General features: G+C 51.5%; 15 protein-coding genes. 9 read left to right on the top strand and 6 right to left on the bottom strand.

What is annotated here, in order from left to right; translation table 11 throughout:
* Window positions 1-44: 44 nt before the first annotated feature.
* Window positions 45-518 carry a hypothetical protein gene (locus FLS37_RS11170; RefSeq protein WP_157670009.1) on the bottom strand — a complete coding sequence of 158 codons (474 nt, stop codon included), beginning with the start codon at window positions 516-518 and terminating at the stop codon, window positions 45-47.
* A 107-nt stretch (window positions 519-625) separates the two neighbouring features.
* Here FLS37_RS11170 and FLS37_RS11165 point away from each other — a divergent pair, with 107 nt between their 5' ends.
* Both FLS37_RS11165 and FLS37_RS11160 read left to right on the top strand, forming a co-directional pair.
* The gene (locus tag FLS37_RS11165; protein ID WP_157670008.1) at window positions 626-1,414 is read left to right on the top strand and encodes a pseudouridine synthase; all 789 of its coding nucleotides are present in this window, start codon (window positions 626-628) and stop codon (window positions 1,412-1,414) included.
* Between the two features lie 178 nt (window positions 1,415-1,592).
* Window positions 1,593-2,705: an AI-2E family transporter gene (locus FLS37_RS11160; protein ID WP_157670007.1), complete on the top strand. Its 1,113-nt coding sequence runs from the start codon at window positions 1,593-1,595 to the stop codon at window positions 2,703-2,705.
* Between the two features lie 56 nt (window positions 2,706-2,761).
* On the opposite strand, the gene FLS37_RS11155 is transcribed toward FLS37_RS11160, so the two are convergent.
* Window positions 2,762-4,384, bottom strand: coding sequence for a methyl-accepting chemotaxis protein (locus tag FLS37_RS11155; RefSeq protein ID WP_157670006.1), 1,623 nt, complete (start codon window positions 4,382-4,384; stop codon window positions 2,762-2,764).
* 68 nt (window positions 4,385-4,452) lie between these two features.
* A complete protein-coding gene (locus FLS37_RS11150) occupies window positions 4,453-5,289 on the bottom strand; it encodes a PhzF family phenazine biosynthesis protein (RefSeq protein WP_157670005.1) in 837 nt (278 codons plus the stop codon).
* A 106-nt stretch (window positions 5,290-5,395) separates the two neighbouring features.
* Here FLS37_RS11150 and ppc point away from each other — a divergent pair, with 106 nt between their 5' ends.
* The 7 genes from ppc (at window position 5,396) to FLS37_RS11115 (ending at window position 13,165) form a co-directional block, all read left to right on the top strand.
* A complete protein-coding gene (gene ppc / locus FLS37_RS11145) occupies window positions 5,396-8,152 on the top strand; it encodes a phosphoenolpyruvate carboxylase (protein WP_157670004.1) in 2,757 nt (918 codons plus the stop codon).
* A gap of 43 nt (window positions 8,153-8,195) precedes the next feature.
* Complete coding sequence (locus FLS37_RS11140; RefSeq protein ID WP_157670003.1) at window positions 8,196-8,672, top strand: hypothetical protein; 477 nt, start codon at window positions 8,196-8,198, stop codon at window positions 8,670-8,672.
* Window positions 8,673-8,773: 101 nt separating this feature from the next.
* Window positions 8,774-9,829: a UDP-N-acetylmuramate dehydrogenase gene (gene murB, locus FLS37_RS11135; protein WP_232522571.1), complete on the top strand. Its 1,056-nt coding sequence runs from the start codon at window positions 8,774-8,776 to the stop codon at window positions 9,827-9,829.
* A 105-nt stretch (window positions 9,830-9,934) separates the two neighbouring features.
* Window positions 9,935-10,762, top strand: a complete 828-nt coding sequence (locus tag FLS37_RS11130) for a flagellin (protein ID WP_157670002.1) — start codon at window positions 9,935-9,937, stop codon at window positions 10,760-10,762.
* 162 nt (window positions 10,763-10,924) lie between these two features.
* A complete protein-coding gene (locus FLS37_RS11125) occupies window positions 10,925-11,461 on the top strand; it encodes a chorismate lyase (RefSeq protein WP_157670001.1) in 537 nt (178 codons plus the stop codon).
* A complete protein-coding gene (gene ubiA / locus FLS37_RS11120; protein WP_157670000.1) occupies window positions 11,458-12,321 on the top strand; it encodes a 4-hydroxybenzoate octaprenyltransferase in 864 nt (287 codons plus the stop codon). Before FLS37_RS11125 ends, ubiA begins: the two co-directional genes overlap by 4 nt.
* 1 nt (window position 12,322) lies before the next feature.
* Entirely contained in the window at window positions 12,323-13,165 is an 843-nt protein-coding gene (locus FLS37_RS11115; RefSeq protein WP_157669999.1) for a hypothetical protein, read from the top strand.
* A gap of 41 nt (window positions 13,166-13,206) precedes the next feature.
* On the opposite strand, the gene FLS37_RS11110 is transcribed toward FLS37_RS11115, so the two are convergent.
* The 3 genes from FLS37_RS11110 to FLS37_RS11100 all read right to left on the bottom strand — a co-directional run bounded on the left by FLS37_RS11110 (window position 13,207) and on the right by FLS37_RS11100 (window position 16,568).
* Entirely contained in the window at window positions 13,207-14,946 is a 1,740-nt protein-coding gene (locus tag FLS37_RS11110) for a fused response regulator/phosphatase (RefSeq protein WP_157669998.1), read from the bottom strand.
* A gap of 12 nt (window positions 14,947-14,958) precedes the next feature.
* Window positions 14,959-15,264 carry an STAS domain-containing protein gene (locus FLS37_RS11105; protein WP_157669997.1) on the bottom strand — a complete coding sequence of 102 codons (306 nt, stop codon included), beginning with the start codon at window positions 15,262-15,264 and terminating at the stop codon, window positions 14,959-14,961.
* A gap of 80 nt (window positions 15,265-15,344) precedes the next feature.
* Window positions 15,345-16,568, bottom strand: coding sequence for a PAS domain-containing sensor histidine kinase (locus FLS37_RS11100; protein WP_157669996.1), 1,224 nt, complete (start codon window positions 16,566-16,568; stop codon window positions 15,345-15,347).
* Window positions 16,569-16,688 lie beyond the last annotated feature (120 nt).

Genomic DNA, 16,688 nt, shown 5'->3' with positions numbered 1-16,688 from the left:
GGGTTATTGCGTCAGGGTAAAGCGGGCAGCAAATCCGGCTTAACTCAGACTGGCTCGATAAATTGGCTAAAGTGCGCGGCAGACTTGCCTGACGGCATATAGGCCGCTAACCAGTCGATTTCCTGTTTGACATGCTCCATTAAGACAACCACATGCATGGGGTCGGTGTTATTGGCAAACCAGAATTCTTTGCGCCAGACCGAGTGCGGCAGATCCAGTGGTTCGCCACCCAGATGCAGCTCATCAATCGACGGCGCACGTTGCTGATAATCATTGAGCGCCAGAACCTCGCTGAGCGGGCTGATGACCTGCGTCACCTCGATCACAAATGCGCTCATATCAGACGACATTTGCACCAGATTGGCATATGCTTGGCAATCGAGATCAAGCAGCTGAAATTCGGCACGGCAACATGCGGGACACATATAGCCGAGCGAGTTTTGCATCAAATCAGCCAGATGCTCACTTCTATCATCGCCGTCCTGTACCGGATAAGCATGGCCGCATCTGTAAATCATATGATTAAGCCCCAATTATTACATTCACCAAACCACCAAGACGTAAGACTAAATTAAGAATACCACACTAATTTCTGACAAAAAAGTACCTTCGGTCAATTGACAGCATGTTACCCATACTCTACCGCGATGATGAATTAATCGCCATTCACAAACCCAGCCATTTGCTGGTACACAAGACCGATCTTGATTTCTTTGAAACACAGTTTGCATTGCAACAATTACGCAACCAGATTGGCCAGCACGTCTTTCCCATTCACCGGCTGGACAAAGCCACATCAGGCGCTTTGCTGTTTGCCTTGAATCCAGAAATGGCCAAACTGATGGGCGAGGCCTTTGCCGATCGGCGCGTAGATAAACAGTATCTGGCCTTGGTACGCGGCTGGCCTGACAATAGCGGCATAATTGATTATCCATTGTCGATTCAGCAAGATGATATGGACGAGCATTGCACGACTGTACGTAAAACACCGCAGGACGCACAAACGCAGTATCACTCGCTGGCTCAGTTCACGCTGGATTGGAAAATTGATAAATACCCCACCAGCCGCTACGCCCTGCTGGCGCTCAAGCCGATCACTGGTCGCCGCCATCAGCTACGGCGACACTTGAAACATTTGAGCCATCCGATTGTAGGCGACAGCACTTATGGCAAAGGCCGCCATAATCGGGCTTTTGCCGAAGCGTTTGAAGTCGATCGATTGCTGCTGGCCTGCACCTCACTCGGCTTCACGCATCCACGCAGCGGGACAAGACTCACGATTCAGTGTCCATTGGCCGGTGATTTTGCCCAAGTCCTCAAGGGGCTGGATGCCTTAAATATCCTGCAGCAAAACGCACTGGCTTGGGATACGCCTTGCATCACCACCCCGCGCAATCGCCGCATCTGGATGTGACGCGCCTCCAGAGTTAAAGACTCAATCCGAACGTTATTCTTGTAATTAAACAAACAATCGGGGATCAAGTTTTGTCCGTGACTACGTTCAGACATGCTAAGCATCCAGTTTTTCATTTGTCTCATGCTAATGATTTTTTACGCTATGCTGTCAACAATTCCACCACACATCTACCCCAATGAAGATCAAAACTGCCGAGCTAATTGAGCCCCTTGTTGCCTTGGGGGCGCTGGTATTACTTTGTTTTACAGTGTTTGCGATCATGAAACCTTTTCTGGCTGCAAGCTTATGGGCTGCAATTCTGGTGCTTTCGACCTGGCGTCCCTATCTGTTCTTCGTCAAAAAACTGCATGGCCGACGCGCGCTGGCTGCGGTGTTGTTGCTAAGCTTGATGTGCATTTTTTTGATGCTTCCGATCATTTATGCCGCCAGTGATTTTGCAGATGTTGGCGTAAATTTTATCGCCAATGTCCGCAACAGCTTTGAAGCTGGCTGGCCTGCTTTACCTGAATGGCTAATCACCTTGCCGCTGGCGGGCGAGGCAATCAATGAATTCTGGCTGGGACTGGGCGCTCATGATGCCAAAACCATGTCGATGATACGCAGCATGATTGCCCCTGTGACCCAATGGCTAATTGTCATTGCCAGTGAAGTGGGTGGCGGACTGATCATGATGCTGATGAGCCTATTTATTGCTTTTTTCATCTATCAGGATGGCGAGCATATTCGCGATTGGGTGCGTGGCCTGATGGAACGGGTGGCTGGCGAGCGCAGTGCAGAATTGCTGACCGTATCTGTGGGTTCGACCAAGGGAGTGGTGTACGGTTTTCTGGGCACAGCGGTGGCCCAGGCCGTACTGGCTTGGTTTGCCTATTTGCTGGCTGGAGTGCCCAATTCCATGTCATTAGGTTTTGCAAGCTTCATTCTAGCCTTATTGCCAGGCGGTCCTGTTCTGCTGGGTTTGCCAGCTGCAGCCTGGCTGTATCATCAAGGCGAAATCGCTTGGGCCATTTTTCTGGCGGCATGGATGTTGCTCGTAGTGAGCTCCGCTGATAATGTAATTAAACCACTCTTGATTGGCAAGGGTAGCAAACTTCCCTTTATCCTTATATTGTTTGGCGTTCTGGGGGGAGCGATGGCTTTTGGCATGCTAGGCGTTTTCATTGGTCCCGTACTACTCACAATCTTTTATGAAATTGCACGCAGTTGGATTTTGCACGTTCAGCAACTACCACCCGATGCCGTAATTGGCACGGCGGATGAAGGAATCGAAGATCAAGCCGATAGGTAATCAGGTCACAAAAAGCCCGCAAAATCTGCGGGCTTTTTGTTTAACAAGCTGCTTATTTAGAGTTTGAAATTCTGCACTAGGCCAGCCAGTTGAGTCGATACAGATTTTATTGAATGAGCTGCCCCCACCGTGCCTTGCGCGGCTGACATTGTGCCGCTGGAAGATTGCGCCACTTCATCCACGTCATTTCGAATCTGCATGCTGGCCCCTACTTGCTCGGACAAAGCATGACCAATCGCGCCAACAACAACCGAAGTGGCCTCTGTCTCCTGGCGAATGGCCTTCACTGCTTCACCACCTTCTTTGGCCTGACGAATACCTTCTTTCAATTGAATGAACATATCGTCCATACGGCTCTTGGCATTTTGCCCACTCCCTTGAACAGCGGTAATCGTTTGACCAATTTCCTGCGTAGCTGCACTGGTTCGCTCAGCCAGCTTTCGTACTTCATCGGCCACCACCGCAAAGCCGCGCCCCATATCACCTGCACGGGCAGCTTCAATTGCGGCGTTCAGTGCCAAGAGATTAGTTTGATCGGCGACATCACGAATGACGGCGATGACCGCCGAGATACTGGAAACGCGCTGAGCCAAATCATCAATGCTGCTTTGTGTATCACCCACTGCTTGCTCGATATCAGCAAAGCGATTGACGGCAGAAGAAATTACCGTTAAGCCTTTGGCAGATATTTGAGTTGCAGATTCGCTTTGCTGGCGAGCAGTCGAGGCCTGTTCAGCAGCTGAGCGGGTTTGTTCCGCAAAAAGTTCGGCGGTTTGTGCGATACGGGTGGCTGCACTGCCTTGCGCTTCAATCAGGCGGTTGCTGTCTTGGGCTCGCGACACAATATCATCACTAGTATGGTGCAGCGTACTCACGGCCTGAGATAATTGAGTCAAAACACCACGCAAAGAAGAGCGCATCCGCAGTACCGAACCATAAATACTATGCTCGGAAGCGCCTTGCACTTCACGCGTTTCCTGCAAGTTGCCATCAGCAACCGATTGAACCAATTTCAACACTTCAGCCGGTTCACCGCCTAGATCATTCAGAATACGGCGAACTGCAGTTAGCATGAAGAACGCGACAATAGCAGCAACAACTAGACAGATGATGACTTGCCAGCGAGCCTCACCCCAGAACCGAGCATCGGCTTCGGCAAAACTCACGCCGTTACCAACAATCCAGCCCCAACGTGGCGTTTTTTGTGCCACAGACAGCAGCTGGACGACCTTACCATCACGGATTGAAGTCCAAGGATATTCGGTCAGTGCGCCGCCCGATTTTTGAATCGCAGCAGCCACAATGTCTCCAATGCCATTGCCTTTTTCGTCCTGCAGCACTTCATTGAATGCTTTGCCATGAATTTGCGGGTCTAAGGGAGCTGCGATGAATTTCAGATTTTCATCGGTTACATAAACATATTCTGATTTATGGTACTTGTTTTCACGCAGAATTTGGGTGGCAATCGCCTTGGCTTGCTCTTCCGAAAGTTTGCCGCTTGCCGCCAGATTTTCCAGCTGGACAATCGTCAGGTAAGAACTGGTCATCAACTGTTCGATACGCGCGCGGTTGTCCTTATTACTCATATCACGCATCGTGCTCAAACCCACCACCATCACGGCGATCAGGGCGATGAGCACGCCTACCGATAAAGCCCACGCTTTTAATTTAAGTGACATAGTCTGCTCCCAACGCTGTAATCAAACATAATAATTTTGCAACAATACAACCAAACATTAGGATTGTCTTATGCTTTTAGTTCACCAGATCCCAAAAGCAGCACTTTCCCCCGCATGTGTAAATCAAGCTTAGTATCAATTTGTAAAAAAATAAGGGACAAGCGACTAATTAATTTTTCAATTGTGTGACCTTGCTCGATCTTGACGTTAAATGGCAAACGGCCACCATTCGCGAGGTAAGAGCTGGCTAGATTAAGTGCTGCACTACCATCGCCAAAATTCTCATAAATGCTGAAGTGATCAGCCGTAAAACTTCGCATCAGTACAATGTCGCCATCACGGTGCCAGATCACGGCTTGCGCGATTTGTTTGGGGGTATCGGCATATTCGGCCAGCAGTGCAGAATGCGGGCGGGTTTGAAGTACGGTCTGCCTAGATCGAACCTGGACCATTAATTGCTCTGAACCGGCATCGACAAATTGCACCGGGGCCAAAATCTCATGGCTTTCAATTCCCAGCGCATAAGCAATCTCAACCTGCCCACGAGAGGCCGGGCGGGTTCGCCCAGCCGCAGACTGTAAAGTGACGCCATTGGCATCAACGAACAAGCTATAGCTGCCTGTTGCGCAGCTCAGTTGCTGCTGATTTCTGCCATCTAGCTCTCGGCACACCAAGGCTGCCCCCAAGAGACCCTTAGCCGAAAATGGCAATTGAAACTGCGGAGAAAAAAAGCGCACCTCACCTGAAGCACGATGCAGAAAGGCTACCTCGCCACACATTTGGTAGGCCATCATTTGCAGCACCTGTTCATCAGGCCAGGCCACTAGATCAAAAACGACCAAAGGGTCGCCTGCACTTGCTTTCTCGGCAAAAACACTAGTCAAATAAAATGAATACGCAGCCATGAAGATTTCCGTCGAAAGTTTCTGCTTGAATCAGCGGCAGAGATCGTGAGTTTTTGATAGAATGCTCAAAATTTTTTTGTCTTGAATTTGCCGAAATTGGATTGCCATGTCTGTGATCGAACCTATTGCTGAAAAGGATCTACCGCTCAAGCGTGATTTGGATCTGCTCGCCGCCCTGTTGTCTGACACTATTCGCGAACAGGCCGGTTCGGCCACCGCAGAGCAAATCGAATCGATTCGTGAGCTTGCGGTTCGCTACGTTCAGGCACATGACCCTGACGCAGGCAAAGCGCTAGCGCGCTCATTGTCTACTCTGGACATGCCGACCACGATGGCCTTGGTCAGGGCCTTCAGTTATTTCTCGCACTTGTCCAATATAGCAGAGGATTTGCACCACAATCGCCGCCGCCGTGCTCACAAGATTGCAGGTTCAAAAGCGCAGCGTGGCAGCATTTCAGCCGTATTGGAAACATTGACTGACCGTAACGTCAAGCCATCAGAAATTTTGTCCATGCTGGCCGACACGCTGATTGCACCAGTCATGACTGCGCACCCGACCGAGGTCAAACGCAAGACTATTCTGGAATGCCACCGCGCTTTGGCCGACTTGCTCACACAACGTGACCGCAGCCAAATGACGCCTGAAGAAATCGCCGCCAATCAGGAAGCGATGGAACGCGTGATGCTGACTTTGTGGCAAACCCGTGAAGTGCGTACAGTCAAGCTGACTGTACAGGACGAAATCGAAAACGGTGCCACCTACTTCCGCAATACCTTCCTGCACGAAATTCCACGCCTGTATCAGGATATGGAAGATCGGTTGTCAGAAATGACCGGTGAGCAGGTTAACCTGCCCAACTTTATTCAAGTCGGCAGCTGGATTGGTGGTGATCGGGATGGTAATCCATTTGTTACCGCCGATGTGATGCGCTATGCCGTATCGCGTCAGGCCGGTGTAGCGCTTGATTACTACTACCAACAATGTCTGAAGCTCGAAAGCGAGCTATCGATGTCAACGCGTCTGGTGCAGGTTGATCAGGATTTGTCGGCTCTGGCTGCTACAGCAACTGATGACGTTGCACGCAAAACTGAGGAGCCTTATCGCTTGGCAGTGACTGCGATTGCATCGCGCATTTTTGCTACTGCGATTCAAATCGGCACCTTCCATCACCAGTTGCACGATGTCGCTCACGCACAACCTTACGAAAATGCCGATCAGCTTGGCGCTGATCTGGCTATTATTGCCCGCTCCTTGAAAGCACATGGCGCAGGCAAACTGGCAGGTGGTCGCCTGCGTCGCCTGCAGCGTGCCGTATCGGTTTTTGGCTTCTTCCTGGCGCCAATCGACATGCGTCAGTTTGCTGGCTTGCATGAAAAAATGATCAGCGAACTCTTTAACCGCGCAGGTCTGGAAGAGTATATGGCGCTGGACGAAAACAGCCGCCGCGTTGTTTTGTTGCGCGAACTGGCCAGCCCGCGCCCACTGATCTGCCCGCACGACGTGGCGTATAGCCCGGATGTTCAGCAAGAGCTCGACATCCTGAAAGCGGCGGCAGAAATTCAGGCGCGTTATGGCGAAGCCGTCTTGCCTAACTACATTATTTCGAATTGCGCGTCGGTATCCGACATGCTGGAAGTTGCCGTTCTGCTGAACGACGTAGGTCTGGTTTCGCTGGCGCCAACCGTACGCAGCAAGGTCAACATCATTCCGCTGTTCGAAACCACGGGCGACTTGCGCGCCAGCGGCGAAATCATGACGGCACTGTTTGCGATTCCACAATGGCGTCAATTGCTGTCGTGTCGTGGCGATGTGCAGGAAGTCATGCTCGGCTATTCGGATTCGAATAAAGACGGCGGCTACCTCACTTCCAACTGGGAATTGTATAAAGCCGAGTTGACCCTGGTTGATGTCTTTAATCAGGCAGGCATCAAACTGCGCCTGTTCCATGGCCGTGGCGGTACAGTAGGCCGTGGTGGTGGTCCAGCTTACGATGCGATTCTGGCGCAACCGATTGGTTCGGTAAACGGTCAGATCCGGATTACCGAACAAGGCGAAGTGATTACTGCCAAATACGCTGATCGCGAAGTGGGTCGACGCAATCTGGAAATTCTGGTCGCCGCTACGCTCGATGCTAGCTTCCCGCTGCCATACGACGTAGACCCGACGGCACGCCGTGCCTTGATGGAGCGTCTGTCAAACGCAGCCTATCGCTTCTACCGTGATCTGGTTTACGCAACGCCTGATTTCATTACCTATTTCCTTGAAGCCACACCCATTAAGGAAATTCCGAATCTGAACATCGGCTCGCGTCCGTCTGCACGTAAAAACACCAGCAGCATTTCCGATTTGCGCGCAATTCCTTGGGTCTTCTCATGGTCACAATGTCGCTTGATGCTGCCAGGCTGGTACGGCTTTGGTGCAGCGATCAGCGAATACCTCGCCGAAGCGGGTGATGAAGGCCTGCAAACGCTGAATCATCTGTATAAAACCTGGCCGTTCTTCCAGACCACCATCTCGAATATGGAAATGGTTTTGGCCAAGTCGGACATCGCAATTGCCGCCCGCTATTCGGAACTGGTGCAAGATCAGGACGTTGCCAAGCGCATCTTTGGTCGCATCAAGGATGAATGGCAGCGCTCTGTCGATGCTGTACTGGCCATCACCGGCCACGAAGAGCTGCTGGGCGACAACCCGATGCTGGCGCGCAGTTTGGACAATCGCCTGCCTTACCTTGACCCGCTCAACCACCTGCAGGTTGAGTTGCTCAAGCGCATCCGCGCCGGAGATGACAGCGAAGAATTGCGCCATGCAGTTCATCTAACGATTAATGGCGTTGCAGCAGGCCTGCGTAACAGCGGTTAATGATCTAGATTGGCGCTAGCGTCAATCCGCAAAGGAGCCACCAATGGGTCGATTAAAATCACTGATTTTGCTCGGTCTAACGGTGGCTTTTTTTATACCCACGACCTACGCAGCCGTCCCCAGCCATTTTGGTGACAAAGTTGAAAACGCGCTGGCCTGCCGCAGCGAATGGTCGACCGATTATTGGCGCAGCTATTTCCGCCAATATCTGCAGCAACCCATCCGAACCTGGGGTGAAGCCGAATGGTTCGACGCCCAAAAAGCGGACTTGGCGGGTAATCAAACCGAAGAAGTGTTTGTGAACGTCCCCGAGTCTGGCGCCCTCATGGTCGGCGCGCTGATTAAAAAACCGCTCTCAGACGTCAAGAAGAACATCGAATCACGGATGGGATTTGCCTTTGTGCAATTGGCAGGTCCCTATCCGCGCTGGCTATCCAAATTTGGCAGTGTCCTCGTTGAAGTAGGCCCGGAAGAAACCAAATGGTATTGCGCCCGCTGGCACTTGGGCAATCGCCCTTGAGAGCAAGGGTATAGCCATTAGAATCAATCCATACAATACTCGGAAAGCAATACCCCCAATCTATATTTTTCCTCCAAAGTCATCGCCAGCTAGAGGATAATATGCAACTGCCTTCATCACCCACTCACCCGTCGCCAATGCCACAGATTCAGACTCATTACCCACTCACCCAGCTCAACACCTTTGGTTTGCAAGCACACGCCGAGCACTTTGTGGCCATTAGCAGCATTGACCAGCTGCAGCGCTGTATTGCCGATACACAATTGCGGGCTTTGCCGTGGTTTATTCTGGGTGGTGGATCAAATCTGGTCCTACCCGAGCTGGTTCACGGGCTGGTGCTAAAAATGGATTTGCGCGGCAAAATCCTGCAAGCTGAGGACGAAGCGGCCTGGTACGTCGCCGCGCAAGCGGGTGAAAACTGGCATGAATTCGTCCAGTGGACACTGACGCAAGGCTGGGGTGGGCTGGAAAATCTGTCGCTCATCCCTGGCACGGTGGGCGCATCGCCAGTGCAGAACATCGGCGCTTACGGCGTTGAGATCAAGGATTATTTTCACCAGCTGACCGCGATTCATTTGCATAGCGGCGAAATCCGCCTGTTTGACCGCGAAGCTTGCTGTTTTGCGTATCGCGATAGTGTCTTCAAGCAGGCTGGCGGCGTGGATTGGTGCATTCTGGAAGTGGTTTTCCGCCTACCTAAAGCGCATCAAACCAAAACCAGCTACGGCGATATTGAAAACGAGCTGGCCACGCTTGGCCTTGCCGCCACCCCAACAAATGTCGCGCAAGCCGTAATCAATGTGCGCCAGCGCAAATTGCCTGACCCGGCCCAAATCGGTAATGCAGGCAGTTATTTCAAAAACCCGATTATTGCACTCGGGCAGGCACAAGCACTCAAAGCGCAATATCCAGAGCTGGTGATGTACGCCGTCGACCCCCAGCGCAGTAAGCTCGCGGCCGGCTGGCTAATTGAGCAGGCAGGCTGGAAAGGTCGCCAACTGGGTCCCGTAGGCATGTTTGCCAAGCAGGCGCTAGTGATGGTTAATCATGGCGGAGCCAAGCAGCGCGATGTGAAACTGCTGGAGCAGAAAGTCCAACAGGCTGTGCTCGCGCAATTTGGCGTCGCTATCGAATCCGAGCCCATTTACTGGAACTAAGATCTACATCGTGCATCAAACCGTCAGTCACCATGATTCGCTAAACATCTGAAATCATTGTAATTTGATAGCTGAACGCATTGGATATTCCGTAAGCGGAGGTGCATGATGGTCATCAATTCAAGCAGCAATCTCAACGCGCTGTCAGCGCCGCGCAACAACGCGACGCAAAATTCACAAACCCAAGCGTCACAAACCATTGCCAGCCTGTCATCCGGCCAGCGCATCAATCGCGCGGCTGACGATGCGGCTGGCTCGGCCATTATCGAACGCTTTGCCGCGCAAATCATCGGCAATAGCCAAGGCATCCGCAATCTGAACGATGCCGTTTCGCTTGCGCAAACCGCCGAAGGTGCCATTTCATCGATTTCCGATAATACCCAGCGGATTCGCGAACTGGCTGTTGCAGCTGGCAATAGCACCCTGTCAGCCAGCGATCGACAAGCACTACAAGCAGAGGCTGATCAACTCAGCCAGAGCAATACCGACATCATCCGGAATACCGAATTTAACGGTCAGGCGATTTTGCAAGGTGGCGGTTTTTCATTCCAGGCCGGCGCAAACAGCAATCAACAGCTCAACCTGAATACGAGCAATTTGGGCGGCAGCAATGGCTTAAGCAGCACAGGGCAGATCAACCTGTCCAGCATCAGCGCCGCCAGTGCCAGCCTTGATTCGCTCGATCAGGATCTACAGCGTATCAGTGCAGAGCGCAGCAATCTGGGCGCTTTTCAATCCGGGCTGGAGAACAGCATCAGCAGTTTGCGCACAACCGTAGAAAACCAGTCTGCATCGCGCAGCCGGATTGCCGACACTGATTTTGCCGCGCAAAGCACGCAGCAGGTCCAAAACTCAATCCGCGGTCAAGCCGAGCTGGCGATGCAGGCGCAAGCCAATGCATCTGGCAAACAGGTCTTGAGTCTGCTGCGGTAATCACAGGGTATATCCATGCAAGCCTTTTTCTATAAAGGCTTGATCGATATACCCAGCAACACCTAATATCATACCTACAGGCACTTTATTGCGGTCATTCCTAGGCAGAAGCGCCCAGCCTCTTGTGGCATAATCAAAGCCTTGCCCATTGATTTACCTCGTATGCATGACTTTGTATTTTGGCGCAGCACGCTAGCACGCGCCCCCCGCCATTTACGCCCCTGGCTGAGCGAACGCGGCTCACTCACACGCCGCCTGATCGGCCACTTTCCGGATTTTTCACTGCGCGTGCTGTGCCAGGGTTTATATCCGGCGCATCAGGACGAAAGCCTGTTTTTCTCATCACCCGCACAATCGCTCGCCACGCGCGAGGTACTCTTGTGCTCAGCAGATCAGGCGCTGGTTTTCGCCCATAGCATCACCAGCCCAGACAGCCTGCGCCGTGGCTTTCATTTGCTGGGCCGCACCGGCAGCAAGCCTCTGGGAGCCCTGCTGTTTGCCGATCCGACCATACAACGCTCGCGCCTAGCTTTTTGCCAAATCGATCGCCGTCATCCGCTATGGCAAAAAGCCGTGGCTGCTGCTGGGCCGCAAGCAGCCACACTGTGGGCGCGCCGCTCGTTTTTTTATTCTGGCCGGGATCAGCTGTTGGTCACCGAAGTATTTTTAGCGCCATTTAATCGCCAGCCAACGCCATGACCTACAAACAACGACTCTCTGCCTATTACCGCCTGGCCCGGATGGATAAACCGATCGGCACTTTATTGCTGCTCTGGCCGACGCTGTGGGGATTATGGCTGGCGGCGCGGGGCGCGCCAGATTGGCAACTGCTACTCATTTTTTGCCTGGGCACATTTCTGATGCGCTCGGCAGGCTGCGTAATCAACGACTGGGCGGATCGGAATTTCGATGGCCACGTTGAGCGCACCAAACTGCGCCCACTGGCCTCTGGTGAGATCAAATCACGCGAAGCACTTTATCTGGCTGCTGCGCTGACCGTTACAGCGTTATTGATTGCACTGCCACTCAACACTCTGACGCTGCTTCTGACACTGCCAGCGACCTTTCTGGCTGCCTCCTACCCCTTCACCAAGCGCTTTCTGGCCATTCCCCAGGCCTATCTTGGCATTGCCTTCAGTTTTGGGATTCCGATGGCTTTTGCAGCGCAGACCGGGGCGGTGCCACTGATCGCGTGGGTACTCATGCTGGCCAATCTGCTCTGGACCATTGCTTACGACACCGAATACGCCATTGTTGATAAGCCTGATGATTTGAAAATCGGGATCAAAACATCGGCCATTACTTTTGGCAGGCACGATGTACTGGCGGTGATGCTCTGCCACACCGGATTTCTGCTACTGATGGGCTGGATCGGGATCGAGTCGGGAATGGGTTACGCTTACTATCTTGGGCTGGGTGCTTGCGCCCTGCTGGTGGCGTCACAATATCCGCAAATTCGTCACCGCGACAGAGCCGCCTGCTTTGCAGCATTTCTCAGCAATAACCGGATAGGTGCGCTGCTATTTCTAGCCATTTTGTGCGATTTCTGGCTACGTTAAGATGCGCCCCAAAGCATTCAGCCCTGGCGAACAGAAGCAGATTATTCAGCAGATCTCCGATCTGGAATCCGGCCATGCGCGCCAGTGGTACTGGCTGGAAATCGCTCAGGCCTTACCAGCCACCGAAAAAAACTACCGCACAAAAACCATGGGTATATGCCTAAAACTCTTTGGAATCAAGCTACTCAGCCCAATACTCCTGAGGCTTAATATCCGCGGCATCTTGCTTTATCAGGGCAGCGCCAGATACATCACCGATTTTTTCCAGCAAAAAAGCAACGATGCCCTACTGTTTACCGGCTGTATGCTGGCGCTTTTGCTTGGATTTCAACGTCTGCCGGCCAGCTTGCAATTTGCCACCTGGTGCCTGGGCCTAGGCGGCGCAAGCTGGCAAATTATCCGCGTGTACCGACAAGCCAAACCCAGACCAGTCGATGAGCAGATCGACCCGCTACCCGGCGCAGAATCGAGCCTGGGATTACCTAGTATTCTGCTGGCCGCCGGAATAGCCAGCGGCCCAAGTCTGGCTTTGGTGAAAGGAATCAAACACGAGCCAGAGGCATTTATCGGCCCCTTACTGCAAGCCCTGCCCAGCCTGGCCCCCGATCAAGAAGCCAGTCTGCCGCATAAATGCATGCTGGCCAGTGCACCTTGGCTGCTACTGGGCGTGAGCAATAGCTATTTGCTGGGCATAGGGAATAATTACTGGGGAACTGCAGCGACCTTTGTGTGGCTGGCACTGCTAGCAATTGGCTTGCATAGAAAACGACAGGCAGCCTGGATATTGCTGATAACGGCGTGGACAGGCTGCTTTGCCCTAGCTAGCCTGGCTCATTATTTGTGATGATTTTGCGCAGAACCGGCGATCACGCAACTCAAGCTGCCTCAGTGCTTTGGACTGGGGGCGGGTAAGTAATAAACTTCAACCTCATTACCCAGACCATTAAACTGAACCTTCAGCGACAGTGCACGAACAAGGGAAATACCTCGTCCAAAGGCCGTTGATGGATGGGATGTATGACTTACCGGAGTTTGAAAGGCATTCGACCAGTCAAAGCCCTCGCCACTGTCTTTGACCCGGATTTTCAAAACTTCAGCGTCTTTGTATTTCAGCCCCATCAGGTCAATCTCAATACGACCTTCCTGCAAGTTGGCCAGACGCTCAGCCCGTTGCGCCAGATATTCTTCCATGCCGTCGGGCTGCGTCTTGATGGCCGAATCAAGCAGCAGCAAGCCATGATCGAGCGCATTCACAAACAGCTCGGTCAAAATCAGAAAAACATCAGATTGCACATGAGCCAGTGATTTGATTTCTTTCACAAAAGACATCATGAACGGAATGGTATTGACGTACCGCAGCTCTTGCGCGCTTAGAATCAGGCTATAGCGCCAGCTGCATTCGGCCAGCAGATTAAAATCTGCCGAGATTTCATCAAATCGGGCTTCGACAGCCTGCACTTCAAGTTCGGTTTTGGCGGCCTGCACATCCATACCAAATCGCGCGACCACCAAAGAAACGTCGTCGTGATGCTGCTCGCCATCCAGAAATTGCAAAAACTCGGCTTGCACCCGAGCCAACATCTGACGATCATCAGATTGTGACAAGGAATCTAGCAAGGTCGGCAAACCAAACTCTGCTTTGCCTGCATTACGCGCTTCAACCAACCCATCGGAATAAGCAACAATATAACCGGGTTGTTTGTAATAAATACGTTCGGGGACCAGATCCAGAGAATGGGAAGGCACGATTCCAAGTGGCAAATTGCTCGAGCTGCATACACGCACAACTTGGCGCTGCTGATCCAAGATCTGGATTGGCGGCATTCCCGCATTCCAGATTTCCACTGTACCGCCTACTTCATCAATTGAAATAAGCGATACGCAGACAAAACGGCCAATCGGCAGTACCTGCCGAATTTTTGCATTCATTTCAAACAGGATATCCGTAATGGAATACCCCTTCTCGGTCATACTGTAAAACGGCTGAGTCAGCGGCAGGACATTCAAGGCCGCCGTCAGGCCATGACCGATCCCATCGGCGAGTAGAATATGCAATGCCTGGCCGGGAGTTCGGGCAGCAGCAATCAAATCGCCCGACAAACTTTCTGCTGGAGAGAGCCAATAGTCAAACTGCGGATCAGCCAGGCGTTCCGAATTGACCATTTGATCCATCAAGTGACGAACAACCCGCTTCTCTTCCTCGGCGCGCTCGTAATAATCGGCAAGGGTTTGCGATTGCTCACGAACCTTACGGTTCAAGTCCAAAGTCCGGCCGAAGGCCTTTAACTTTGCCTCAAGTACCCGGAAATTGACTGGTTTGTTGATGTAATCATCTGCGCCGCGCTCAATAGCATCGGCCAGCGCATTTTCTTCGCCAACCCCCGTGACAAAGACAATCGGTACCCAGGTCGCACCAGCCTCAGCTTTAATCTGGACAGATGCCTCAGGCCCTGACATGACGGGCATCATGACATCCATCAGAACCAAGTCTGGCTGCTCTTGGCGCCAGACATTGATTGCTTCCTGACCGTTTCGGGCGATAAGAGCCTGATGACCCAGCGCTTCAACGAATCGCGAAATCAATAACAAGATTGCTTCGGTATCGTCGACCACCAAGATCTTCATAACAGCCCTGTCTTAACGAATCGTGAAGATTTTACCAAAGCAAGCAATCTCCAAAACTTGCTTGACGGTGTCACGGCAATTGACCAAAGCTAGGGTCTTGCTGGCTGCCGCAATTTTTTCTTTCAGTAGCAGTAGCATCCCCAAAGCGGAGCTATCTAGGTAGTTAACATTCTGGAAATCAACCAGAACTTCTTTAATATCAGCGTTGGCAATAATGGATTCACATACTTGACGAAACTCACGATGAGCACTGAAATCAAATTGCCCCGACAAGATTACTCGGCCGACACTGCCTTCAATTTGTACCGTAGGAGTCATTCTCACACCAACCTTTTACTGAGCTATATTTAAAATTTGACAGGGGTCAAAAAGCACCACCGAGTCTGGAAAAAACAAACCTAACTTTGTGCTAACACCTTAGTTGTGTCGGGCACCCGAGGCAAGCAAATCTTGAAAACACTACCTAAATTTGGAGTTGATGTAACAGATATTTCACCGCCATAACTCGAAATCAAATTCCTTACAATAGCCAAGCCCAAGCCAGTTCCACCTTTCCGCGTTGTAAAGAATGGCTCAAACAAGCGGCTCAAAACAGCGTCAGGGATGCCGGCTCCATAATCCTGTACCACGATTTCAACAGCACTCTCACATTGTACTATCGAGCAGATAACTTGCTGCCCGGGCACGGAAGCTTGGCACGCATTTTCCAGCAAATTGCCAATCGCACCGCTTAGCTCTTTAAAATTAGCCAACACAAAACATCCTGAGCCCTGATTATTTAGAACAATACTTAAACCCGCAGGCTCAAAGACCGACTTCACTTCTGAAATCGCATCCAGAGCGACATCGGAGATATCAATAGCCGCCACTTCATGCGGCTTGCCACGGACAAATAGAAGCATATTCTGAACCAAAGCTTCCAATCGTTGCAAACGATCAATTGCTTTTGCCGAGAAACGTATTCTATCGCTATCTTGCAATTGCTCACGCTGCAAATGACCAACATATAATAATGCCGCAGCCAAGGGAGTTCGCAATTGATGTGCCAAGCCTGCGGCCATTTCACCCATGGCGACCAGACGACTGTTTCGCTGCAAGGTTTCACGCATTTCTACTGAAGCGGTTACATCATGCAAAAGCACAACGGAAACCGACTCCTCTTCGATACGCACCTGCTCGATTGAAAAATAAGCCTGAACATCTTGGTTCTGAAATCGCCAAATCCCAGACTCTGACACCTCTGAAAAAAACTGTGTAAAGAACTCCACCCAGCTCAAGCCAATAATTGACTGATTGAGCAAGTCATGAGCACGCTGATTACAGCGTACAGCGACTCCCGACTCAGCCACTTCAACAACCCCTGCAGGCAATCGATCAAGTAACAAAGTGAGACGTCGTGACAACACTGCCTTCTCTTCATACTGTTTTTTCAGATTGCCATTGGCTACAGCTAGCTGCCCCGTGAGGGTTGCAACGTCCTGTTGCAGATCTGCATAAGCATTTGATAATTGATGAGAAGCTTCTGTAAAAAGCGTAAATGCCTCTTCCAGCTCTTTGGAGTTAAGTTGCGATTCTTTGATTGACACGAAAAAAGCGTCCTTGTTGCTTTGCCGTTTTTGCATTATAAATGCCTTAATCGACGTAGCTGCAATTCATTTTAATGAGCATCATATCGCGCCCGAAAGCGGATCAACCAGCGTCGCTATCAAGCTGATGATGCTAAATAAGTATGAAATTTTGTC

The organism is Chitinibacter sp. GC72, assembly GCF_009760905.1.
Taxonomy (GTDB): Bacteria; Pseudomonadota; Gammaproteobacteria; order Burkholderiales; family Chitinibacteraceae; genus Chitinibacter.
The sequence above is the reverse complement of the archived record's forward strand: the minus strand, read 5'-3'. Positions and strand labels throughout refer to the sequence as shown.